Annotated in this window: 24 protein-coding genes and 1 pseudogene; 23 read left to right on the forward strand and 2 right to left on the reverse strand. The window is 43.0% G+C overall.

Features of this window, described 5'->3' with window-relative positions; translation table 11 throughout:
* Positions 1 to 71 precede the first annotated feature (71 nt).
* The 4 genes from PAN94_RS03040 (at position 72) to PAN94_RS03055 (ending at position 4,062) form a co-directional block, all read left to right on the forward strand.
* Positions 72 to 746 (forward strand): response regulator transcription factor, encoded by a 675-nt coding sequence (locus PAN94_RS03040; RefSeq protein ID WP_061422883.1) that lies wholly within the window; start codon positions 72 to 74, stop codon positions 744 to 746.
* Positions 736 to 2,115, forward strand: coding sequence for a sensor histidine kinase (locus PAN94_RS03045; protein WP_285874543.1), 1,380 nt, complete (start codon positions 736 to 738; stop codon positions 2,113 to 2,115). The genes PAN94_RS03040 and PAN94_RS03045 overlap by 11 nt, the downstream gene beginning before the upstream one ends.
* A 74-nt stretch (positions 2,116 to 2,189) precedes the next feature.
* On the forward strand, positions 2,190 to 2,576 hold the full coding sequence (gene gloA, locus PAN94_RS03050) for a lactoylglutathione lyase (RefSeq protein ID WP_285874544.1): 387 nt from the start codon (positions 2,190 to 2,192) through the stop codon (positions 2,574 to 2,576).
* An 88-nt stretch (positions 2,577 to 2,664) separates the two neighbouring features.
* Complete coding sequence (locus tag PAN94_RS03055) at positions 2,665 to 4,062, forward strand: polysaccharide deacetylase family protein (RefSeq protein ID WP_285874545.1); 1,398 nt, start codon at positions 2,665 to 2,667, stop codon at positions 4,060 to 4,062.
* Between the two features lie 82 nt (positions 4,063 to 4,144).
* On the opposite strand, the gene PAN94_RS03060 is transcribed toward PAN94_RS03055, so the two are convergent.
* Both PAN94_RS03060 and PAN94_RS03065 read right to left on the reverse strand, forming a co-directional pair.
* A complete protein-coding gene (locus PAN94_RS03060) occupies positions 4,145 to 5,236 on the reverse strand; it encodes a DEAD/DEAH box helicase (protein ID WP_285874997.1) in 1,092 nt (363 codons plus the stop codon).
* A complete protein-coding gene (locus tag PAN94_RS03065) occupies positions 5,226 to 6,206 on the reverse strand; it encodes a Gfo/Idh/MocA family protein (RefSeq protein ID WP_285874546.1) in 981 nt (326 codons plus the stop codon). The genes PAN94_RS03060 and PAN94_RS03065 overlap by 11 nt, the downstream gene beginning before the upstream one ends.
* 104 nt (positions 6,207 to 6,310) lie before the next feature.
* Between PAN94_RS03065 and udk the strand changes: the two genes are divergently transcribed.
* From udk to PAN94_RS03160, 19 genes and pseudogenes are all read left to right on the forward strand, one after another.
* Positions 6,311 to 6,946, forward strand: coding sequence for a uridine kinase (gene udk, locus PAN94_RS03070; RefSeq protein ID WP_185758389.1), 636 nt, complete (start codon positions 6,311 to 6,313; stop codon positions 6,944 to 6,946).
* Between the two features lie 40 nt (positions 6,947 to 6,986).
* The gene (locus PAN94_RS03075) at positions 6,987 to 7,655 is read left to right on the forward strand and encodes a YoaK family protein (protein WP_005590272.1); all 669 of its coding nucleotides are present in this window, start codon (positions 6,987 to 6,989) and stop codon (positions 7,653 to 7,655) included.
* Between the two features lie 59 nt (positions 7,656 to 7,714).
* Positions 7,715 to 8,389, forward strand: coding sequence for a hypothetical protein (locus tag PAN94_RS03080; protein ID WP_285874549.1), 675 nt, complete (start codon positions 7,715 to 7,717; stop codon positions 8,387 to 8,389).
* A 65-nt stretch (positions 8,390 to 8,454) separates the two neighbouring features.
* Entirely contained in the window at positions 8,455 to 9,456 is a 1,002-nt protein-coding gene (locus PAN94_RS03085) for a hypothetical protein (RefSeq protein WP_285874998.1), read from the forward strand.
* Positions 9,457 to 10,029: 573 nt separating this feature from the next.
* Entirely contained in the window at positions 10,030 to 11,595 is a 1,566-nt protein-coding gene (locus tag PAN94_RS03090; protein WP_285874551.1) for a 2-isopropylmalate synthase, read from the forward strand.
* Positions 11,596 to 11,607: 12 nt separating this feature from the next.
* Positions 11,608 to 12,657 carry a 3-isopropylmalate dehydrogenase gene (gene leuB / locus PAN94_RS03095; protein WP_285874553.1) on the forward strand — a complete coding sequence of 350 codons (1,050 nt, stop codon included), beginning with the start codon at positions 11,608 to 11,610 and terminating at the stop codon, positions 12,655 to 12,657.
* Positions 12,642 to 12,908, forward strand: coding sequence for a DUF1294 domain-containing protein (locus PAN94_RS03100; RefSeq protein WP_285874554.1), 267 nt, complete (start codon positions 12,642 to 12,644; stop codon positions 12,906 to 12,908). Before leuB ends, PAN94_RS03100 begins: the two co-directional genes overlap by 16 nt.
* Position 12,909: 1 nt before the next feature.
* Positions 12,910 to 14,292, forward strand: coding sequence for a 3-isopropylmalate dehydratase large subunit (gene leuC, locus PAN94_RS03105; RefSeq protein WP_285874556.1), 1,383 nt, complete (start codon positions 12,910 to 12,912; stop codon positions 14,290 to 14,292).
* A gap of 9 nt (positions 14,293 to 14,301) precedes the next feature.
* Positions 14,302 to 14,892, forward strand: coding sequence for a 3-isopropylmalate dehydratase small subunit (gene leuD / locus PAN94_RS03110; RefSeq protein WP_002909937.1), 591 nt, complete (start codon positions 14,302 to 14,304; stop codon positions 14,890 to 14,892).
* 99 nt (positions 14,893 to 14,991) lie between these two features.
* A complete protein-coding gene (locus PAN94_RS03115) occupies positions 14,992 to 15,771 on the forward strand; it encodes an L-threonylcarbamoyladenylate synthase (protein ID WP_285874558.1) in 780 nt (259 codons plus the stop codon).
* A gap of 190 nt (positions 15,772 to 15,961) precedes the next feature.
* Positions 15,962 to 16,405 carry a MarR family winged helix-turn-helix transcriptional regulator gene (locus tag PAN94_RS03120; protein ID WP_285874561.1) on the forward strand — a complete coding sequence of 148 codons (444 nt, stop codon included), beginning with the start codon at positions 15,962 to 15,964 and terminating at the stop codon, positions 16,403 to 16,405.
* A 3-nt stretch (positions 16,406 to 16,408) separates the two neighbouring features.
* Entirely contained in the window at positions 16,409 to 17,173 is a 765-nt protein-coding gene (locus PAN94_RS03125) for a nuclear transport factor 2 family protein (RefSeq protein WP_285874563.1), read from the forward strand.
* A 14-nt stretch (positions 17,174 to 17,187) separates the two neighbouring features.
* Complete coding sequence (locus PAN94_RS03130; protein ID WP_285874565.1) at positions 17,188 to 18,150, forward strand: zinc-binding dehydrogenase; 963 nt, start codon at positions 17,188 to 17,190, stop codon at positions 18,148 to 18,150.
* Positions 18,147 to 18,875, forward strand: a complete 729-nt coding sequence (locus PAN94_RS03135) for an ATP-binding cassette domain-containing protein (RefSeq protein ID WP_285874568.1) — start codon at positions 18,147 to 18,149, stop codon at positions 18,873 to 18,875. Before PAN94_RS03130 ends, PAN94_RS03135 begins: the two co-directional genes overlap by 4 nt.
* Positions 18,868 to 20,388, forward strand: coding sequence for an ABC transporter permease/substrate-binding protein (locus PAN94_RS03140; protein WP_285874571.1), 1,521 nt, complete (start codon positions 18,868 to 18,870; stop codon positions 20,386 to 20,388). The genes PAN94_RS03135 and PAN94_RS03140 overlap by 8 nt, the downstream gene beginning before the upstream one ends.
* Before the next feature lie 150 nt (positions 20,389 to 20,538).
* A complete protein-coding gene (locus tag PAN94_RS03145) occupies positions 20,539 to 20,856 on the forward strand; it encodes a TfoX/Sxy family protein (protein WP_285874572.1) in 318 nt (105 codons plus the stop codon).
* Positions 20,857 to 20,952: 96 nt separating this feature from the next.
* The gene (locus PAN94_RS03150) at positions 20,953 to 21,618 is read left to right on the forward strand and encodes a SatD family protein (RefSeq protein WP_285874574.1); all 666 of its coding nucleotides are present in this window, start codon (positions 20,953 to 20,955) and stop codon (positions 21,616 to 21,618) included.
* Positions 21,615 to 22,352, forward strand: a pseudogene (locus PAN94_RS03155) (DUF3307 domain-containing protein). Before PAN94_RS03150 ends, PAN94_RS03155 begins: the two are co-directional and overlap by 4 nt.
* Positions 22,353 to 22,447: 95 nt before the next feature.
* A complete protein-coding gene (locus tag PAN94_RS03160; RefSeq protein ID WP_502963012.1) occupies positions 22,448 to 23,008 on the forward strand; it encodes a GrpB family protein in 561 nt (186 codons plus the stop codon).
* The last annotated feature ends 43 nt before the right edge of the window (positions 23,009 to 23,051 follow it).

The following is a 23,051-nucleotide window of genomic DNA, read 5'->3' on the forward strand; positions in this document are numbered from 1 at the left end:
GAATGAGAGTGTTTACCATGTCTCTATTTAAACTACACAGCATAAGCTTTTTCTAGAAAGGGAGGAACAGGATGATTAAGATTCTATTAGTGGAGGATGACCTTGGTCTGTCAAATTCAGTATTTGATTTTTTAGATGATTTTGCAGATGTCATGCAGGTCTTTGATGGCGAAGAAGGACTATACGAGGCAGAAAGCGGCGTGTATGACCTGATTCTACTGGACTTGATGCTTCCTGAAAAGGACGGCTTCCAAGTACTCAAAGAATTGCGTGAAAAAGGGGTAACCACTCCTGTCCTCATCATGACTGCCAAGGAAAGCATCGATGATAAAGGCCATGGTTTTGAACTCGGTGCTGACGATTACTTGACTAAGCCTTTTTATCTGGAAGAGCTGAAGATGCGGATTCAGGCCTTGCTTAAACGCTCTGGTAAGTTTAATGAAAACACCCTTTCCTATGGCGATGTGATGGTCAATCTTTCGACCAATTCGACCTTGGTAGATGGAAAGGAAGTTGAGCTACTGGGTAAAGAGTTTGATTTGTTGGTATACTTCCTTCAGAATCAAAATGTTATTTTGCCTAAGACTCAGATCTTCGATCGTTTATGGGGCTTTGACAGCGATACGACGATTTCTGTGGTGGAAGTCTACGTATCTAAGATTCGGAAAAAATTGAAAGGAACGGCTTTTGCGAATAATCTTCAAACCCTTCGCAGTGTCGGTTACATTTTAAAGAATGCTGAATAAACTCAAAAAAACCTTATATGCGGATGATTTTTCTTATTTCATTCGCTATTTTGGTGTATTCACCCTGATTTTCTCGGCCATGACGCTCATTATTATCCAAGTCATGCGCTCTAGCCTTTACACGACAGTTGATGATAATCTCAAAAGTCTCAGTCAAAATCCCGCCTGGGTAGCCAATCTAGCCTATCGGACGACAGGCCGGCAATACCAAGAGCCAGAGAATAAGGATTCAGAGAACAGAGATTCAGAGTCTGTGCAAGCTCATGATATCAAGATTGAGGAACCGGGTAGGGTAAATGTTAGCGCCAATACTTCAGCTATTCTTTTGAATGATGATTATCAGAATGTATCGGCAAAAAATAGCTTTTTGAACTTTGATGCGATTAAATTTAATAAACGATTTCTTAATCAAATCAAGCAAATTCAGCTGACCAATAGCTACGGACAGGTCGAGAGTTATCGGGCCTATATGTTTGATATTGATCCAGATGATGAAATTGAAAATGTCAAATACGCGGTTGTCATGACCAGTATCAGCCAGCTGGAGCAGACTAGCGAAAAGCATGAAAAGCTGATTGCCATTGTCATGATTAGCTTCTGGGGTATTTCTTTGATTGCTAGTATCTATCTGGCGCGGATGAGTGTCAAGCCTCTTTTGGACAGCATGCAAAAGCAGAAGTCTTTTGTTGAGAATGCCAGCCACGAATTGCGGACGCCTCTAGCTGTGCTGCAAAATCGTCTGGAATCTCTCTTCCGTAAGCCTGAGGCCACGATTATGGAGTCTAGTGAGAGCATCGCATCTAGTTTAGAGGAAGTGCGAAATATGCGTCTGTTGACGACCAACTTACTTAACCTAGCTCGGCGCGATGACGGTATCAAGCCAGAATACGGTGAAGTCACCCCAGACTTCTTCACGACAGCTTTTTCTAACTATGCTATTATTGCAGAGGAGAGCGACAAGGTCTTTGATTTCAAAAATCTTGTTTCAAAATCAATCACGACAGACAAGGTCTTGCTTAAGCAGGTTATGACCATCCTTTTTGATAATGCCATCAAATACACGGAAGAAGATGGAGAGATCTATTTCGTGGCTTCCGCCAATGATCGGAGCTTGACCTTGCGGATCTCTGACAATGGTCCAGGGATTGCGGGCGATGATAAGAAAAAAGTCTTCGATCGTTTTTATCGGGTGGACAAGGCTCGGACTCGTCAAAAGGGTGGTTTTGGACTAGGCCTATCCTTGGCAAAACAAATTGTAGACGCCTTAAAAGGAACCATTACAGTCAAAGACAACAAACCGCGTGGAACCATCTTTGAAATCAAAGTTCCCCTTAGGTCAGATATTAGAAAACGAATTAGCAAAAGCTGAAAAACTTTTCATATTATTTCAAATTTGACTGCTTTTGCGGTATAATAAAAGAAAGAAATGAGAGAGGTAAAACTATGATATCAAAAATGTTGCATACTTGTTTACGAGTGGAAAATTTAGAGGCTTCGATTGCCTTTTATGAAGATGCGTTTGGTTTTAAGGAATTGCGCCGCAAGGACTTTCCAGAGCATGCTTTTACCATTGTTTATCTTGGTTTGGATGGCGATGATTATGAGCTTGAATTGACTTATAATTATGACCACGGACCTTATGTAATCGGTGATGGCTTTGCTCATATTGCTCTTAGCACGCCTGATTTGGAAGGTTTGCACGCTGAGCATGCTGCTAAGGGCTATGAAGTGACTGAGCCAAAAGGGCTGCCTGGAAATCCATCGAATTATTATTTTATCAAAGATCCTGATGGCTACAAGGTTGAAGTGATTCGAGAAAAAAGTCTTTAAAAATAATTAAACTTGTATTTTAGCACTTGTAAGATACAAGTTTTTTAACATTAGAATCATTTTATGACAATAGCTTAGGGGATAATAAATGAAAAGACAACATAAAAGGAAGCGTAGACGAAAATACAGACTGGTTCTCAGTCTTCTGAATCTGCTTCTCTTAGGATTTCTTATTTTTGGTGGACTGCGAATCTATGAAATGTTTCAGGAGCAGGAATTCCAGAAAAAGATTACAGAAGTGATTGCCAAGGAAGAGCAAAGACATGCTGACAATGCTGAGAAGCAGGCCGGTAGGATTGGCAGCCATTATGTGGCAGCTTTTTATCCTCTTATGAATGGACAGCCTCTTCAAAGTGTCAAAGATAAAATGTTGCAGGACAGTCAGAGCATTTCAGATGATAAGAAGCAAAAGGAAAACTTGACGGCTTTGACCTTTTACTACACGGAAGAAAAGTCAACTAGTCTGGCCAATACCAAGGAAGTAGTCATTCAGCGAAAAGATTACAGCATCTCAAAAAGAGACATCAAGTCTGAGGAGGCAAGAGAAGTAGCCTCGACTTATATCAATCAAGAAGGGGCAGCGGTCACTTTAGACAAGCTGTTTCAAAATCCAGAAGCTGCCAAAGAAATTTTCCTGAAGGAGTTGACCAGTCAGCTAACCTTTAGACAGGTGGAGGAAAGTCAGCAAACAGCAGCTTTAAACGCCCTCCGTGAAATAGAGCTGAGCCAGTGGAATTTTCACTATGAGGAAAGTTTATTTTCCATTCGTCTGACCAAAGAAATCAACGGTGTGACGAGCTTGACAGTGCCTCTGTCTAGTTTTTATGACCTAATCCGTCCAGAATATTTGCAGGGAGCTGATTTGGAAGCTTATCAGCAGTATGAAACCAAGCGGCATGAGAAAATGGTTGCCCTGACCTTTGATGACGGTCCCGACAGTAAAACGACTCCTCAGGCCTTGGAAATTCTGAAACGCTACAATGCTAAAGCAACCTTCTTTATGGTGGGACAAAATGTTGCTGCCAATCCAGAACTGGCTAAACGTGTCCTTGATGAAGGCCATCAACTCGGCATCCATACATGGAGCCATCCAGATTTGACCAAGTTACCTCTGAATCAATCCAAAAAGGAAATCTTAGACACTCAGGAAGCCATTTATAAGGCGACTGGTATCCGACCTATGATCACAAGACCGCCTTACGGAGCCATCAACTCTACGGTTCAAAATGCTGTCGATCAGTCCTTTATTATGTGGAGCGTGGACAGTCTCGACTGGAAAACGCGTAATACAAAGGCTATTATGCAGGAGATCGTGAAGACCCAGCCAGGATCTATTATCCTCATGCACGATATCCATCAGACGTCCATCGATGCTCTGCCAAGCGTCCTTGACTATCTGAAGAACAACGGCTATACTTTGGTGACAGTTGATGAACTACTAGAAAATCAGCTTCAACCACATCAGATTTACTACAGCAGAAATTAAAAAAAGCATTGGAAATTTAATATTTCCAATGCTTTTTGCTTTGCTACCATCAAATAAAAATATTGATGACCATAATTCTTGCTTAAGGACACACATACAGTTCTTGTTTTTTCAGGATAATTTCTCGAACAGAGGCATATTTTTTGAGAGCTTTTAATTCTTCTGGGTGGCTGATGAAGGTGATGACATAGCCTTCCTTGCCCATGCGACCTGTTCGGCCAGAACGGTGGGTGTAGGTTTCCAAATCGCGCGGCACTTCGTAGTTGACCACGCACTCTAGAGAATCAATATCAATGCCACGTGCAACTATGTCAGTCGCCAGCAAGAGTGTGATACCGTAATCTTTAAATTTCTCAAGAATGATCTTGCGGAATTTTACATTGACATCGCTGGCTAGAGAGACCGCACTAGCTCCTCGATACTGAAGCTTTTCTTCGGCGCTGCCCAAATCTGACAAGCTGTTGAAAAAAACTAGTCCACGAAATTCTTCTACATTGGATAGTTTGCGCAAGAGTTCAACCTTATCACGTTTCTCCACCTGCATATAGAAGTGCTGGATATTGTCCAAAGTCTGGTCGTCAATGCTGATGCGCAAGGTATTTTCGGCGATCTTCTCTTGGTCGAACTTTGCCGTAGCACTCATGTAAATCAGCTGGTGGTCACGCGGTGCATAATGCAGAATCTTATCAACAAACGCATACTGGGAATCACTAAGAAGCTGGTCAAATTCATCCAGAATAATAGTGTCAACATTCATCATCTTGATTTTCTTGAGCTTAATGAGCTCAAAAATCCGACCAGGTGTACCAATCAGTATCTCAGGACCTTTCTTGAGTCGCTCAATCTGCCTTTTCTGGCTATTACCAGAGAGGAGGAGTTGGCTGCTCAAGCCCAAAGGCTCCGCCCAAGATTTACAAACATCAAAAATCTGTCCCGCCAGCTCTGTATTTGGAGCTAAAATCAAAAGCTGCTGCGCTTTTTCAGGCTTTAATTTCAATAAACTAGGAAAGAGATAGGCCAATGTCTTGCCCGTACCGGTCGGACTGATGCCTAGCACCGTTTCTCCCTGAGAAATGGGCTGGAATATCTTTTCTTGGATGGCAGTTAGTTCAGCAAAACCGAGCTGATTTAGCTGTTCCTGCCAGACTGTTGGAAATGTTTCTTTAATCATGATCAACCTCAAATCTAATGCCAGCATCTTTTCTCATGGCAAACAGACACTCATGCACAGTAGTAGTAGCCTGCAGGTAGTCGCTATAAAGCTCTTCCTGGTCGCCTTTAAGCACACGAGCAAAAGCCTGAACCTCTTCCAGCATTTGGTGCTCTGCTTGGTGGATAGCTAGACTTTCCGTCTCTCCAGTCAGCTTTTGGAAAATGGCAGAGCGGATAAACTCGATACCATCTAGGGTCAGAGTGCCTTGGTCCGTATAGATTTCAGCTGGCAACTGGCTATGAATATTTTTTCCAGTTTGGATACGAACCTGAAAATCAGGATAAATCAGACTGCCTGAACCGTTGAGGTCAACGCTATTTGGCAGTTGTTGAGCTGTATAGCAAACGCTTTGTGGAGCACCAAACAGACGGACAGCTGCATAAAGCGTATAAATTCCCAGATCCATTAGAGCACCGCCTGAGAATTTAGCAGAAAAAACATTGGGCTCTTGTCCACTCAGCAGGGCTCCCATCTTGGAGGAGTATTTTGCATAAGTGAAATTGGCTCCCCAGATTTTCTTGTCTTTTAGGAAGTCACGAATGACTGCAAAGGCTGCTTCATGGTAGTTTCTGGCTGCCTCAAAGATATAAACCTGATGTTCAGCTGCCAGCTTGACCAATTCTTGCCATTCTTCAGGCCTTGATACAGCCGGCTTTTCAACAATGACGTGTTTTCGAGCCAAAATGGCTACCTTGGCATGGTTGAAGTGGAGGCTATTGGGACTGGCGATGTAAACCACATCTAGGTCGGCAGATAAGAATTCAATCATATCGGTGTAGAGTGCGACGTTTTTATAAGCTTGCGCAAAACGCTCCGCGGAACTCAAGGTGCGCGAGTAAACAGCTGTTAACTGATACTCGCCACTCAGTTGGGCTGCCTTGATAAACTCGTGGGAAATGGTTCCTGTACCGATAATACCGAGTCGTAACATACTTTCTCCTTTAAAATGATTTTCCTGAATTTTTCTTGATTCACCCTTTCATTATATCATGAATTGAGGTAAAATAGATAAGATAACAAGTAATGGAGAAAACAATGCAAAACAGACCTATTATTATCGGTGTTACAGGTGGCTCTGGTGGGGGAAAAACCAGTGTTTCTCGGGCGATTTTAGATAATTTTCCAAACGAAAAGATTTCCATGATTGAGCATGATTCTTACTACAAGGATCAGTCGCATTTGACCTTTGAGGAGCGGGTCAAGACCAACTATGACCATCCTTTTGCTTTTGATACAGACCTCATGATTGAGCAGATCAAGGAGCTTTTGGCTGGCCGTCCAGTGGACATCCCGACCTATGACTATACAGAGCACACGCGCAGTAATAAAACCTATCGTCAAGAACCGCAGGATGTCTTCATTGTAGAGGGAATTTTGGTATTGGAAGACCAACGCCTCCGCGATTTGATGGACATCAAGATTTTTGTCGACACTGATGATGATGTGCGGATTATTCGTCGGATTAAGCGGGATATGGAAGAGCGTGGGCGCAGTTTGGATAGTGTCATTGAGCAGTATCTGGGTGTCGTTAAGCCTATGTACCATCAGTTTATCGAGCCGACCAAGCGTTATGCGGATGTCATCATTCCAGAGGGCGCTTCGAACAAAGTTGCAATTGATTTGATTACCACAAAGATTGAAAAGATTTTGGAGGAAGCTAGAGAAGGATAGAAAGGAAGTCTGGTGTTACACTGGGCTTTTTGGGTAAATTATGAGAAAGTTCGTCAAAAGGGAATTCCATTCTCGATCAAAGTTTTTTGCTTGTTTGCTGACCTTTTGCGCAGGTTTCGTGGATGCTTACACTTTCATGGAGCGCGGGGGTACATTGGTTGCGGGCCAGACAGGAAACGTCGTCTTTTTGTCCGTTGAGCTGATTCATCACAAGACTGGAGAGATTGAAGTCAAACTAGCTACCATGCTAGCCTTTATGCTGGGAATTTTTCTGATAACAGTTTTCCGTCCTTTTTTTGAGCAGTCAATATGGCGAGTAAGTAGCATTTCACCAATGGTGCTCATTTGTACTCTGGTAGGTTTTATGCCAAGTACTGTGCCAAATATGCTGATCGTTCCTCCGATTGCTTTCTGTATGGGAGTCGTTGCGACAGCTTTTGGCGAAGTAGATGGTATAGTCTACAACAATTCTTTTATGACAGGAAATATCAAGAAAACGATGGTGGCTTTTGGAAATTTTGTGCGAACGCAGGAAAAACCATACTTGAAAGAGGGCATTTTCTTTGTTGCTTTGTTAGGAAGCTTTGTCATCGGAGCCATTATTTCGACCTATCTGCTCCAATTTTACGCTTTACGAACGATTTGGATCGTTGCAGGAATTCTATTTGCCTTCATGATGTTCCGCTTGGTTCAGTATGTACGAAGATAAAGACGAAGCTGCTAAAGAATGAAGAAGCCTTAGTTGTAAATTATTAAAAAAGAAGAGAAATGAGAAAAATAATTTTTATCGGACAGAGCGGTGACGAGGCTATCTACTATAATACGAGGACAAAAGAAGCCTTAGTGGCGAACAAAAGTGCCCTCTTAGATACAGAAGGTGCAAGAAGGTCGAATAGGTCGATTGCTCCTTTAATTGCAATATTCTCTTTGTTAGGTTTGCTTGGAGGATTTCTTGCTATACCAATTTTCTCAGGCTTTCGTTATAATAGTGCGATGGTTCCTATTTTTATTCTTTGTCTTTCATTTATTATATTTGGATTTGTATGGATGATGGAAGTCGCCTTATACAAAGAAGTGAAGCAAGTTCGAGGCGCAACAAAACAACAATTTGAAAAAGCAGTTTATTCAAATTTGATCTGGGACAATTTCAGCGATAAAAAAGCGACGTTTGCGAAAATGTTGGCTTTTATGATTGTTATGCTACTAGTTTTTATGGCTACTATACTAATATTTGCTGCTGTCATCCCAGGTATTATTGACTCATTCAATAAGCAAGAGCCTTTTGATATACAAATCGTTTTCTCGCCTTTAGGAGGTCTCTTTCCTGCTGTTTCTTACTTACTCTTATTCCAAAACAACCCCATCCGCTGGTTGTTAGCCGTGCGGAAGTATGAGCAGGGGAAAGTGGTGTTTGCCGAGGCGGTAGAGGAGGATGCGAATTGATAAAAAAACCATCGATTGTTATCTATAAAAGATCAGCACTAGGATTGCTTAGTCTATTTAGTTTAATGGTGGTGACCAGTTTTTTTAATATCTTTCTAGAAGAAAATCGGTCAGCAAATCTTTTCTATTTCTTAGGAACAGTTGCTTTATTGTTCACAGTAGGTTGGATGGCCTTTGCTTTCATGGGAAAAATTCAGCTTGATGGTCAATACTTGCTTGTTTTCCGAAATTTTAAATACTATCGCTTTCCTCTTTCTTCGGTTACATTTTACTTCGGCAAGAATAGACACGCTTATCGTGGGAATTATGAATGGCCTTTATTTATTGTAGGGGAAGCCTTGACTAAAAACGGCGGAAGTCAAAAAGTGACTTTGAAATTAATTGGAAGTAAGCGGAAGAACTGTCAATTCCAGCAATTTATTCAAGAACATCTTGAAGGGAAAATACCACATCTGCCTAAGGAAGATTTGTGGAAACTGGACGCTTTTGGTCAGTTGGAGGTCATTGAAGATGAGCTGCATGAAGAACCAAAGTCAGCATTGGTAGTTACTAGGAAGTTGTCTGATTTTATCGAATTTGGAGCAGATCAAGGAAATGTCCAAAGGACTGTGCTTTATGATATTAAGCGAAATAAGCTTTTTGTAGGGAAAAGTGTGCCTTTTCCAATGATTTTTCTACCAAGTGCTGGTTTATCTTATGCCTTGTATGCATTAACGGAGAATTTGACTGTACGAGGTTTGTTCCCTTTACTTTTTTCCTTCATTTTCATGTTTTTACTGACTCTTTACCAGTTTAAAAATAGAAGGGAGAAATCAGTGGTTGAAGTAGTGCCTTATGAGATGCCCATAGACTATTTTGCCACCCAGAAATCCAACGGTCTTAAAACCTATGCTCTCATTTTCCTCTTTGCCTTGATTTCAGCTATTTTCTCTTGGCTTTATCTTCTATTTGGTAGTTTCCTACTTTTATTTTTGACGATTGTGACATGGTATTGTTTCTTGCTCTTGCTCCTGTCTGGGCAATTTAAAAAAACTAAATATTTAAAAGTATTAGAAAAAGAAAAGTAATATAGAAATCAAAGATGTAAAAGTTGATTTGGAAAGCATGGGGATCAGCAATGGCATAAGAATGGCAGATTTGCCGCGTATGATTCCCTTCTAAAGGATAAGAATGACTGGTTAGCTAAAGTTTAACTTTATAATCAATATAATACTATAAGAAGAAGCTGGCCTGCTTCTTTTCTTTCTCGCATTTATAGTAATAAGACCACAAAATAATCCAGTATATTAAAAATTTTCAGAAAATATCGAATTATCTGTTGACAGTCGAATGATACTGTGCTAAAATACTAATCAATAACATTTCAAAAGGAGTCAGTCAAACATGAAGTCAACTCAATTTTCAAACTTTGCTTTGTTGTTGCGTTACTCGGGCTAGTGCGAAAGCATTAGTCCTGTTTGGCTTACCAAGCGGGAGTAAATCAACATCTCGCTTGGCTTCCAGCGAGATGTTTTTATTTTATTCTCCACGAAAATCTTTGCTAGGATATACTGAGAAAAGCGAACTAAAAGTTCATTTCATAGTTGTATCTCTCATTGATTTTTATAGTTATTTTAAACGATAAAGAAAGAGGAAAGTCTATGCAAAAAGTTGAGTTTCTTGATACCAGCCTTCGGGATGGTGAGCAGACACCAGGAGTGAACTTCTCTATTAAGGAAAAGGTTGCCATTGCTAAACAACTAGAAAAATGGGGAATTTCTGCTATTGAAGCTGGTTTCCCAGCTGCTAGTCCAGATTCATTTGCGGCGGTGCAGGCGATTGCCAAAGTCATTACAAAAGCTTCTGTCACTGGCTTGGCGCGTTCGGTTAAATCGGACATCGACGCCTGCTACGAGGCACTCAAGGATGCCAAACATCCGCAGATTCACGTCTTTATTGCGACCAGCCCCATCCATAGAGAGTTCAAGCTGAAAAAGTCCAAGGAAGAGATTTTAGAAGCTATTAAGGAGCACGTTTCCTATGCTCGCTCTAAGTTTGAGATTGTTGAGTTTTCACCCGAGGACGCGACACGGACAGAGCTGGATTTTCTGCTTCAAGTTGTCCAGACAGCAGTTGATGCGGGTGCGAGCTACATTAACATTCCAGACACAGTCGGATTTACCACACCGGAAGAGTTTGGCAATATCTTCAAGTATCTGATTGACAATGTCCAAACGGAACGTGAGATTATCTATAGTCCTCACTGTCACGATGATTTGGGAATGGCGGTAGCTAACAGCCTGTCTGCGGTCAAATACGGAGCTAGACGGGTGGAAGGCACAATCAATGGTATTGGCGAGCGTGCTGGTAATGCTGCGCTGGAAGAAGTAGCAGTTGCTTTAGAGATTCGTCAGGACTATTATCAGGTTGAGTCAGATATCGTCCTTAATGAAACCATCAACACTTCTGAGCTGGTGTCCCGCTTTTCAGGTATTCCGGTGCCTAAGAACAAGGCGGTCGTTGGCGGCAATGCCTTCTCTCATGAGTCCGGTATCCATCAGGATGGTGTCCTTAAGAATCCACTGACCTATGAAATCATCACACCAGAGCTGGTTGGAGTCAAGAGCAATTCACTTCCGCTTGGCAAGCTGTCTGGTCGCCACGCCTTTGTTGAAAAGCTCAAAGAGCTGTCTCTGGACTTTGAAGAATCTGAAATCGATGATCTCTTTGCTAAGTTTAAGGTCTTGGCTGATAAGAAAAATGAAGTTACAGATGCTGACATTCGGGCTCTGATTGCTGGGACGACAGTTGAAAATCCAGAAGGCTTCCACTTTAATGATCTGCAGCTGACGACCAATGACGATCATACCATCACAGCAGATGTGCAGCTGGTTAATGGCGACGGCGAGACAGTCAACTGTGTGGCAGAAGGCAAGGGAAGCGTTGAAGCCATCTTTAATGCCATTGACCAATTCTTTAACCAGTCTGTTCAACTTTTGACGTATAATATTGAGGCAGTAACGGACGGTATTGACTCTCAGGCTCGCGTCTTGGTAGCTGTTGAAAATACAGATACAGATACGATTTTCAACTCTTCTGGGATTGACTTTGATGTTCTTAAGGCCAGCGCCATTGCCTATATCCATGCCAACACCTTTGTGCAAAAGGAAAATGCTGGTGAAATCGGCCATCAGGTATCCTACCACGATCTGCCTGCAAATAATTAGAAAGAAGCAAATATGACAAAAGAAATTGTAGCTCTGGCGGGTGACGGTATCGGCCCAGAAATCATGGAGGCTGGTCTCCAAGTGCTGGCTGCTGTTGCGGACAAGTTCGGTTTTACTTATCATATCACGGAGAAAGCTTTTGGAGGTGCTGGTATTGATGCGGAAGGTCATCCTCTCCCTCAGTCTACTCTAGAAGCAGCCAAGGAAGCAGATGCAATTCTCCTAGCAGCTATCGGCAGTCCCCAGTATGATAATGCTCCAGTTCGGCCGGAGCAAGGCTTGCTGGCTCTGCGCAAGGAGCTTGAACTCTATGCCAATCTTCGTCCAGTTAAGATTTTTGATGCTCTTAAGCATTTGTCGCCTTTGAAAGCTGAAAGAATTGCTGGTGTAGACTTCGTGGTCGTACGTGAGCTGACTGGTGGAATTTACTTTGGTAAGCATATTTTGGAGGACAGAACTGCGCGTGATATTAACGACTACAGCTATGAAGAGGTGGAACGAATTGTCCGTAAGGCCTTTGACATTGCGCGTGGTCGCAGAAAGCGCGTGACCAGTATTGACAAGCAAAATGTACTAGCAACTTCTAAACTCTGGCGCAGAGTAGCGGATGTGGTGGCCAAGGATTATCCAGATGTGACCTTGGAGCACCAGCTGGTGGATAGCGCTGCGATGCTCATGATCACCAATCCTGCTAAGTTTGATGTTGTTGTAACGGAAAATCTTTTTGGGGATATTCTCTCAGATGAGTCCAGTGTCTTGTCAGGAACGCTGGGAGTTATGCCATCGGCCAGTCATTCGGCAGCTGGACCAAGTCTTTACGAGCCTATCCATGGTTCTGCTCCAGATATTGCAGGGCAAGGCATTGCCAACCCTATCAGTATGATCCTTTCTGTGGCCATGATGCTGCGGGATAGTTTTGCAGAGCTTAAAGCTGCAGAAGCGATTGAAGCAGCGGTTGAGAAGACTTTGGCTCAAGGGATTTTAACCCGAGATCTGGGTGGTCAGGCGACAACAACTCAAATGACGGAGGCCATTATCAATAACTTATGGAATGGATATTAACAGGTATTTGCCTGCTATGTAACCTTATAGTTTTCCTCTTTTATGGCTGGGATAAGCGTAAGGCTAAGAAAAATCACTACCGCATTCCCGAGAAAACCTTGCTCTTGTCAGCTCTGGCAGCTGGAGGTTTAGGTGCTTTATTAGGCGGTCGCCTCTTTCATCACAAGACTAGAAAATGGTATTTCTGGCTAGCTTGGATTTGCGGAATAATAGTGGAAATTGGAATTTTGTATTACATATGGAGAAGCTAGTATGGCTGGAAAATCAATTTTTGATAAGATTTGGGAAAGACATGTGATAACAGGCCAAGAAGGTCAACCCCAGCTTATGTATGTGGATCAGCATTATATTCATGAAGTAACCAGCCCTCAGGCTTTTCAAGGACTTCGAGATGCGGGTCGCAAGGTTAGACGACCGGACTTAACTTTTGGAACTTTTGACCATAATGTTCCTACGGTCAATATCTATGATATCCGAGATGTGATTTCCAAGGCTCAGATTGATAAGCTTTCTGAGAATGTCAAGGATTTTGGCATCGAGCATGCGGCTCACGGATCGGAACTTCAGGGGATTGTCCATATGGTTGGACCCGAAACGGGCAAGACCCAGCCAGGCAAATTCATCGTCTGCGGTGACAGTCACACGGCTACTCACGGAGCTTTTGGAGCCATTGCTTTTGGAATCGGTACTTCGGAAGTTGAGCACGTCTTTGCCACGCAGACCATTTGGCAGGTCAAGCCAAAGAAAATGTTAGTCAAATTTACCGGAGTGCCACCGAAAGGTGTCTATTCTAAGGACTTTATCTTGGCTTTGATTGCCCGATATGGTGTGGCTGCAGGTGTCGGTCATGTGGTTGAATATGCTGGTGATGCGATTGAGCATCTGACCATGGAAGAGCGCATGACCATCTGCAATATGTCCATTGAGTTTGGCTCCAAGATGGGCATTATGAATCCTGATCAGAAGACCTATGATTACGTTAAAGGGCGGCCGGGAGCACCTAAGGACTTTGAGGCGGCAGTGGCTGATTGGAAGACTCTGGTCAGTGATCCTGATGCTGTCTATGATAAGGTCATTGAGATGGATGTTTCCCAGTTGGCACCTATGGTGACTTGGGGAACCAATCCTTCTATGGGAGTAGAGTTTGGCGCGGCTTTCCCAGAAATTCGCGATATGAACGACGAGCGGGCCTATAATTACATGGACCTCTCTCCGGGTAAGAAAGCAGAAGATATTGACCTAGGTTATATCTTTATCGGATCCTGTACCAATGCCAGACTCAGCGATTTGCAGCTGGCAGCTAAGTTCGTCGCTGGCAAGCATATTGCTCCCAATCTGACAGCTATCGTCGTACCAGGCTCTCGTCCGGTCAAGCGGGCTGCTGAAAAGATGGGACTGGATAAAATTTTCATGGATGCAGGCTTTGAGTGGCGCGATCCGGGCTGTTCCATGTGCCTGGGAATGAATCCAGACAAGGTGCCAGATGGAGTTCACTGTGCCTCAACCAGCAATCGGAACTTTGAGGATCGTCAGGGATTTGGCGCTAAGACCCATCTTTGCAGTCCTGCTATGGCCGCAGCGGCAGCTATTGCCGGGCACTTCGTAGACGTCCGCCAGCTACCGGAGGTCCAGTAAGGAAGTTTTATGGAAAAATTTACAATCTATACGGGGACAACGGTTCCCCTCATGAACGATAATATTGATACAGACCAGATTTTGCCCAAGCAGTTTCTCAAGTTGATTGATAAAAAAGGTTTTGGCAAGTACCTCATGTACGCATGGCGCTATCTGGACAATCAGTACACCGAAGATCCTGATTTCGTCTTTAACAGACCGGAGTATCGCAAGGCGACTATTCTGATTACAGGGGATAATTTCGGGGCTGGTTCCTCTCGGGAGCACGCTGCCTGGGCCTTGGCTGACTATGGCTTCAAGGTAGTCATTGCTGGATCTTTTGGAGATATTCACTACAATAACGAGCTTAATAACGGAATGTTGCCTATCGTCCAGCCGCTTGAAGTGCGGCAAGCCTTGGCTAATCTGAAGCCGACGGATCAAGTGACGGTGGATTTGGAGCAGCAGAAGATTTTTTCACCAGTGGGAGAATTCTCCTTTGACATTGATGGAGAATGGAAGCACAAGCTCCTCAACGGTTTGGATGATATCGGCATTACGCTTCAGTATGAGGATTTGATTACAGAATATGAAAAAAATCGTCCCTCTTATTGGCAGTAAAATTGTTTTCGATATATTAAGAAAATTCTGAAAACATCTTGTCTCCGATAAAAATATATGGTAAAATAAATCTTAATTTAATAGAAAAGGAAGAAACTTATGACAAAACACATTCAATGGAACGGAACTCTTTCACAAGAAGGCTATGACATCCTGAAAGGCGATGGCGGCTGTATCGTTTGCCCGACCAAGGTGGGTTACATCATTATGACTAGTGATAAGGCAGGTTTGGAGCGTAAGTTCGAAGCTAAGGCCCGTAACCGTAATAAGCCAGGTGTTGTCCTCTGTGGTAGTATGGATGAGCTCCGTGCTTTGGCGCAGCTCAATCCAGAAATTGAAGCTTTTTACCAAAAACATTGGGACGAAGACATCCTCTTGGGCTGTATCCTTCCATGGAAGCCAGAAGCTTTTGAAAAGCTCAAAGCCTATGGTGACGGTCGGGAAGAGCTGATGACAGATGTTCGTGGCACTAGCTGTTTTGTTATTAAGTTTGGTAAGGCGGGCGAGCAGCTGGCAGCTAAGCTTTGGGAAGAAGGCAAGATGGTTTATGCTTCCTCAGCCAACCCATCTGGTAAAGGAAACCGCGGTAAGGTCGAAGGAATTGGCGATCGCATCGAAAATGCTGTTGATTTGGTTATTGAAGCAGATGACTATGTAGCCTCTATCCAGCCAGACAAGACCATTGAAACTCGCTACGAGCAAGGCGTTATGGTCTCTATGGTGGATAGAGATGGAAAACTGATTCCAGAACAAGGTGGGCAACGTTCCATCTCACCAGCCCCAGTGGTCATCCGCAAAGGCTTGGACATCGACAAAATCATGATGCACCTGTCCGATACTTTCAACTCATGGGATTACCGTCAGGGTGAATATTATTAAGGTAAAAAGAAGCTCAGTGTGGGAGGGGGATTTCCTCTTTATACTGGGCTTTTTTGTTTGATGTTTTTAGTTTAAAATCTTTATTCAGTTTAAAGTTATTTCCAAATAGAACAAAATTCTTGATAGATGAAACAATAAATGTTACAATAAATAAGAAATCAATTCGATATAGAAATAAATTAGAGGAAGTATGAAAGACAGTCATTTGGTAGCCTATCATATTCGTTTGTTGAATGGGCGGATTTTTCAAAAGTTACTGGGCCAGGAGCCTGAAGCTCTTTATCGGAGTGAACAGGGCAAGATTCTCACTGTTTTATGGAATAGTGAGACAGGTTGCGCTACGGCGACAGATATTGCGCTTGCGACTGGTCTTGCTAACAATACGCTAACAACCATGATTAAGAAGCTTGAGGAGCAAAATCTGATCACCATCAGTCCATGTGGAATAGATAAGAGAAAAAAATATGTCAAGTTGACAGAGCAGGGTTGGTCTCAGAAGGAAGTTGGCCATCGTATCAGTCAAAAGTTGGATGCTATTTTTTATAAAGGCTTCTCAGAGGAAGAAATTTGCCAATTTGAAAGTTATCAGGAACGTATTTTAGCCAATCTGAAAGAGAAAGCAAATGAGGCATAAATCATGTCAAAACAAGTTGAAAATGCGCAAAATTTATATATTCATGCCATTCAAGACGGGTGTGTTGCTGAGGCTCAAGCCCAGTCTGTAGGGGATACCTACATTCAACACTCGACAGGTGTGCCAGATGGGAAAGAAGGTTTTGCGGCTTTCTTTGCAAATTTCTTTGAACGCCATCCCGAGTGTGAGATGAAGATTGTTCGCACCATTGAGGATGGTAATCTAGTCTTCGTCCATGTTCATCAATATCTCAATGGCGGGGAAGCTCAATGGGTGACGACGGATACTTTCCGTGCGGATGAGAATGGCCGTATCGTAGAACATTGGGATGTTATTGACTACTATCGAACACCTGAAAACGGGCAATTAGACCAGATTTTTGGAGATTTTGAGATCAAGGATTTGGACAAGACAGTAGCAAATAAAAAAACCGTTCGTCGTTTCTTGACAGAAATTTTCCAAAACGGGGAGCTAGAGCAGTGGAGTGATTATGTGGCAGAAGATTTAATTCAGCACAATCATGAGATTGGACAAGGAAGTCAGGCTTATAAAGACTATGTAGCTGAGCACGGGGTTTCTTTTGACTTTGTTTTCCAGCTTTTGGGACAAGGAAACTATGTGGTCAGCTATGGGCAGACTCAGATCGATGGGGTTGCTTATGCTCAGTATGACATCTTCCGTTTGGAGAATGGCTTGATTGTGGAGCATTGGGACAATAAAGAAGTCATGCCTAAGATAGAAGACTTAACCAATCGAGGGAAGTTTTAAAAGGAGATACTAAGATGAAAGCTGTGCTTGTCAAGGAAGCTGGAGGACCAGAAGTTCTGCAGGTTGTGGAAGTTCCAAAACCGACTGTTAAAGAAGGTTGGACCTTGGTCAAGGTACAAGGATTTGGAATCAACCATAGCGAGATTTTTACTCGTCAAGGATTATCCCCCTCCGTTCAATTTCCACGGATTTTAGGGATTGAATGTGTGGGACTTGTAGAGGAGACGAGTCGTCCCGATTTGCAGGTCGGGCAACAAGTTATCTCCATCATGGGAGAAATGGGACGCGCTTTTGATGGTGGTTATGCTGAGTATGTTTTGCTACCAGACGAACAGGTTTATCCTGTGAGGACAGAGCTTGCTTTGGAAAGTTTAATCGCACTGCCTGAAACCTACTACACAGCGTTTGGCTCTTATCTCAATCTCAAGATTGAGGAGGGAGACCGAGTTCTGGTTCGGGCAGCGACTAGTGGTGTTGGGATTGCTTTTGCAAAACTTCTCAAAGGGCAATTTCCAAATGTCTATTTAGCGGGAAGTAGCCGTAGTCTGGGCAAGGAAGAGCAACTAAAAGAGGCAGGATTTGACCAGGTGATTTTGGACAAGGATGGCGTCTTACAGACGGAAGAGCAGTTTGACAAGGTCTTGGATCTTGTCGGTCCGAGTGCTATTCTCGATACATTTGCTCGTACGGCAGAAGGTGGTATTATCTGTTCTTGTGGCTTGCTGGGCGGTCAGTGGACTATTCCAGACTTTGATCCTATTGAAATGCTTTACCGCAATCTCTACTTGACTACCTTTGCTTCTGGCAATGTGTCTCAGGACAAGCTACAAGCTTTGGTGGATTTTGTGGAGCGTTATCAGGTAGATGTACGACCTGAAAAAGTATTTTCTATTGATCAAATCCAGGACGCGCATGCTTATCTGGAAAGTAGCCAATCTTTTGGCAAGGTTATCGTAAAAATTGAGGACAAACAATGATTGAATACAAAAATGTAGCGCTACGCTATACAGAAAAAGATGTCTTGAGAGATGTCAACTTACGAATTGAGAATGGAGAGTTCATGGTTTTAGTTGGGCCTTCTGGGTCAGGTAAGACGACCATGATTAAGATGATTAATCGTCTCTTGGAACCCACTGATGGAAATATTTATATGGATGGCAAGCGCATCAAAGACTATGATGAACGTGAGCTGCGCCTTTCTACAGGATATGTCTTACAAGCAATTGCCCTCTTTCCAAACCTAACGGTTGCGGAAAATATTGCTCTGATTCCTGAGATGAAGGGGTGGAGCAAGGAAGAGATTGCCAAGAAAACAGAAGAGCTCTTGGCAAAAGTTGGCTTGCCAGTAGCTGACTATGGTCATCGACTGCCGAGTGGGCTGTCAGGTGGGGAACAGCAGCGTGTGGGTATTGTTCGTGCAATGATTGGTCAGCCAAAGATCCTACTCATGGACGAGCCTTTTTCAGCGCTAGATGCTATTTCTAGAAAACAATTGCAGACTTTGATCAAGCAACTGCATAATGAGTTTGGGATGACGACCATTTTTGTCACCCACGATACGGACGAAGCTTTGAAATTAGGAGATAGGATTGCTGTTCTGCAGGACGGGGAGATTCGTCAAGTGGCGACGCCTGAGGAAATCTTATCTGCACCTGCAACCAGCTTCGTAGCAGATTTGTTTGGAGGTGTTCAACATGGATAATTTGTTTTCTACCTTTCAGGAGCGCTTTGGTGAATGGTTAGTAGCCTTAGGGCAACACCTCCAGCTGTCTCTTCTGACTTTACTAGTGGCCATCTTCCTGACCATTCCGCTCGCTATCTATCTACATAGTCATAAAAAAGTAGCCAATTGGGTGCTGCAAATTGCGGGAATCTTTCAAACCATTCCTTCAATGGCCTTGCTGGGACTCTTTATCCCTCTCATGGGGATTGGTACACTGCCAGCACTGACTGCTCTGGTGATTTACGCTATTTTCCCGATTTTAGAAAATACTGTCACAGCCTTGAATGGGATTGATCCTAGTTTAGAAGAAGCTGGAATCGCCTTTGGGATGACCAAGTGGGAACGACTCAAAAAGTTTAAACTGCCTCTAGCAATGCCTGTCATCGTTTCTGGAATTCGAACAGCAACGGTAATGATTATCGGAACAGCAACTCTAGCAGCCCTCGTCGGAGCTGGTGGACTAGGTTCTTTTATCCTTCTAGGAATTGACCGCCGCAATGCCAGTCTGATCTTGATTGGAGCAATTTCCTCCGCAGTTTTAGCAATTCTTTTCAACAGTCTCCTTAAATGGATGGAAAAGGCCAAGCTTCGGACTGTATTTACAGCTTTTGCTGTCTTAATACTCGGACTAGGCGCTTCTTATACACCGAGTCTAATTCCCAAGCAGGAAAAGGATCATCTGGTTATTGCTGGGAAATTAGGTCCAGAGCCAGAAATTCTTATGAATATGTATAAACTCCTCATTGAGGAAAATACGGATATGACTGTGACAGTCAAACCTAATTTTGGTAAGACAGACTTCCTTTATCAAGCCCTGAAAAAAGGCGATATTGATATCTATCCTGAGTTTACCGGTACGATTACTGGAACTCTCTTGCAGCCTGCTCCAAAAGCCAGTACTGATGCTGAAGAAGTTTTTAAAGCAGCACGTGATGGAATCAAAAAACAGGACAATCTAGTCTTGCTCAATCACATGGCTTATCAGAATACCTATGCAATTGCAGTTCCAAAGACTATCGCCAAAGAATACAATCTTAAAACGATTTCCGACCTCAAGGCGGTTCAGGATAAACTCAAAGCGGGCTTTACTCTAGAATTTAACGACCGTGAGGATGGAAACAAGGGTTTGCAATCTCTATATGGCCTTAATCTTAATGTAGCGACCATGGAGCCAGCCCTTCGCTACCAAGCTATCCAGTCGGGTGATATTCAAATCACAGATGCCTATTCGACTGACGCAGAACTTGCGCGTTATGATTTACAAGTTTTAGAAGACGATAAACATCTTTTCCCTCCTTATCAAGGGGCACCTCTCCTGAAGGCTGAACTGCTAGAAAAACACCCTGAGTTGGAAGGTATTCTCAATAAGCTGGCTGGAAAAATCACGGAAAGCCAGATGAGTCAGATGAATTATCAAGTTGGCATTGAAGGTAAAAAAGCGGAAGCTGTTGCGCGTGATTATCTGGTCAAGGAAGGACTTTTAAAAAAATAATAAGCAAAAAAGTTAGACTTGTAAGGTCTAGCTTTTTTGCTTACTTGAGGATAGACAGAATACGGATTGAAGGAGATGTGTTTATCTTTTAGTCAGGAAATCTTCATCCATTTTTGGTATAATAAAGTATCAATTCATGGAGGTGTTCCGATGGCATCTAGTCAAGAATATTTGGATTTGATCCTGAAGCAGCTGCAGGGCTTAGGCCAAGAAATTAGCTTTCGCAAGATGATGGGAGAGTATTTGCTCTATTATCGGGGGCGCTTATTTGGCGGAATTTATGACAATCGCTTGTTTCTTAAGGCAGTCCAGCCAGCTCTCGATCTTTTGGAAAATCCAGTCTATGAAACTCCTTATCCAGGCGCAAAGCCAATGCTTCATATAGAAGAAACAGAAGATGCTGCCTTTCTCTGTAGTTTGATTGAAACGGCCTACCCTGCCTTACCAGCACCTAAAAAGAAAAAATAGTTTTTCTGTTCTAATAGATATTTACAAAACTTTCCGTTCTAATAGACATTTTAATAATTTTCCGTTATAATGGACTTAAAGGAGGTTTGATCAGCTATGCTTTATATTGCTCTTATTGGAGATTTAATAGGATCCAAACAGCTAAAAAATCGTAAGCAGGCCCAGAAGGACCTGCAGGACATGATGGCGGTGCTAAATCAGGATTATCAGGATTATCTGGTGTCGCCTTTTACCATTACGACTGGAGATGAGTTTCAAGCTTTGTTGCGCCCTAATCCTGAAGTCATGCGGCTCATTGATCAGATTGCCTTAGGCTTTCCTCACCCGATTCGCTTTGGCCTTGGTCTGGGTGAGATTGTGACCGAGATCAATCGCGAGCAAAGTATTGGTTCTGACGGTCCAGCCTACTGGAGGGCACGCGCAGCTATTAACGCAGTCCATGAGAAAAATGATTATGGCAGCAGTCGCTTGGCGGTATCCTTAGGCGATGACGAGCTCAGTCAGGCAGTTAATACAGTGCTGGCGGCTGCGTCCTTTATCCAGAGCAAGTGGAATGCTAGCCAGAGAGAGGTACTCGAGCGGATGCTCATGGAATATATCTATGATGAAAATTTTTCTCACGGGGAAATGGCAGAGCTGCTGCAGATTAGTCCCAGTGCGCTTAGTAAGCGGCTCAAGTCGTCTGGACTGAAGGTCTATCTGAGAAATCGCCGTTTAGCTATGAAAATGATTTTACAGGCAGCAAAGGAGGCTGAACAATGACAAATTTCATGGGATTTTCAGAATTTTTCATGCAGAATCCGATTCTTATTTTGACTTTGCTGGCTCATGTGCTAGCTGATTTTCAGCTTCAAAGTCAGAAAATGGCCGACCTCAAAAGCCGGCGGATGAATTTTTTGATTCTCCATTTGGTGATTGTTCTGTTGCCCTTGTTATTCTTAGGTTTGCTCTTACCTCAGCGTCTCTTGTTTTTCGCCTTGGTCTGGCTCAGCCATGCGCTTATTGATTTCTTGAAGTATAGGCTGAATTCTTTGATCGTCCGTCGCCATGCTCAAAAGTCTGCCTTTTTATTGAATCAGATCTTGCATCTGATGAGTATTTTAGCTCTTTATTTCCTCTTAGGACAGCAGTAAATTCCTGCTCCTAATTGGCTGTCTGAGCGCTATCTCATGCTGCAGGCTCTCTTTTTCTTTGCCCTCACTGGCAAGCCAGTCAATATTCTCTTTAAACTTTTCTTCAGCAAGTATCAGGCAGGGGAAGACAGCGGAGAGACTATTGCGGGGGCGGGGGCCATGATTGGGATTTTGGAGCGCTTAATTATGGGACTGTCTCTTATTTTCGGGCAATTTACAGCGATTGGTCTAGTCTTCACGGCTAAGTCTATTGCTCGTTATAATAAAATTTCTGAAAGCCAGTCTTTTGCTGAATACTATCTGATTGGCTCACTATTTAGCATGATCAGCGTTTTACTGACTTATGGCTTGCTTTATTGGTAATAAAAACTGGGGCTGGGATATGATTCCCAGTCTTTACTTTAATTCTTATTTTCTATAAAGAAAGGAGAAGGCACGTGGCCGAAAACTTAGAAGATATGTCTTTAGAAGAATTATGGCAGCTGTTCCCAATTTTCTTAGAGGAGCACAATAAGGACTGGTCAGCTTGGTATGTGGAGGAAAGCAGGAGAATACAAAGTTTTTTGCCAGCAAATCAGTTGTATAGAATGCATCATATTGGTTCCACGTCTATTGAAGGAATATGGGCTAAGCCGATTATTGATATTCTTTTAGAAATTCCTCGAAGTGAAGATATGGAGAGCATTAAGAGCGAATTGCTGGAGCAGGGCTACCTGCTTATGTCAGAGTCAGAAGGTCGCATGTCTTTTAACAAGGGCTATACACTGCAAGGTTTTGCGGAGCGCGTTTTCCACTTGCATCTGCGCTACCATGGAGACCATGATGAACTCTATTTCCGAGACTATCTGCAAGACCATCCAGCTGTCGCCAAAGACTACGAGCAGTTGAAATTAATCTTATGGAAAAAGTACGAGCACAATCGTGATGCTTATACGGCAGCTAAAACTGATTTCATCAGGCAGTACACGCAAAAAGCCAAAAAGCTTTATAAGAGAAGGTATGACGACAAGCTTGCATAAGCTGGAAGTCCCGCAAATCAATCATATTTTGTTTTAAATAGAA

The organism is Streptococcus sp. SC1 (assembly GCF_030272855.1).
GTDB lineage: Bacteria > Bacillota > Bacilli > Lactobacillales > Streptococcaceae > Streptococcus.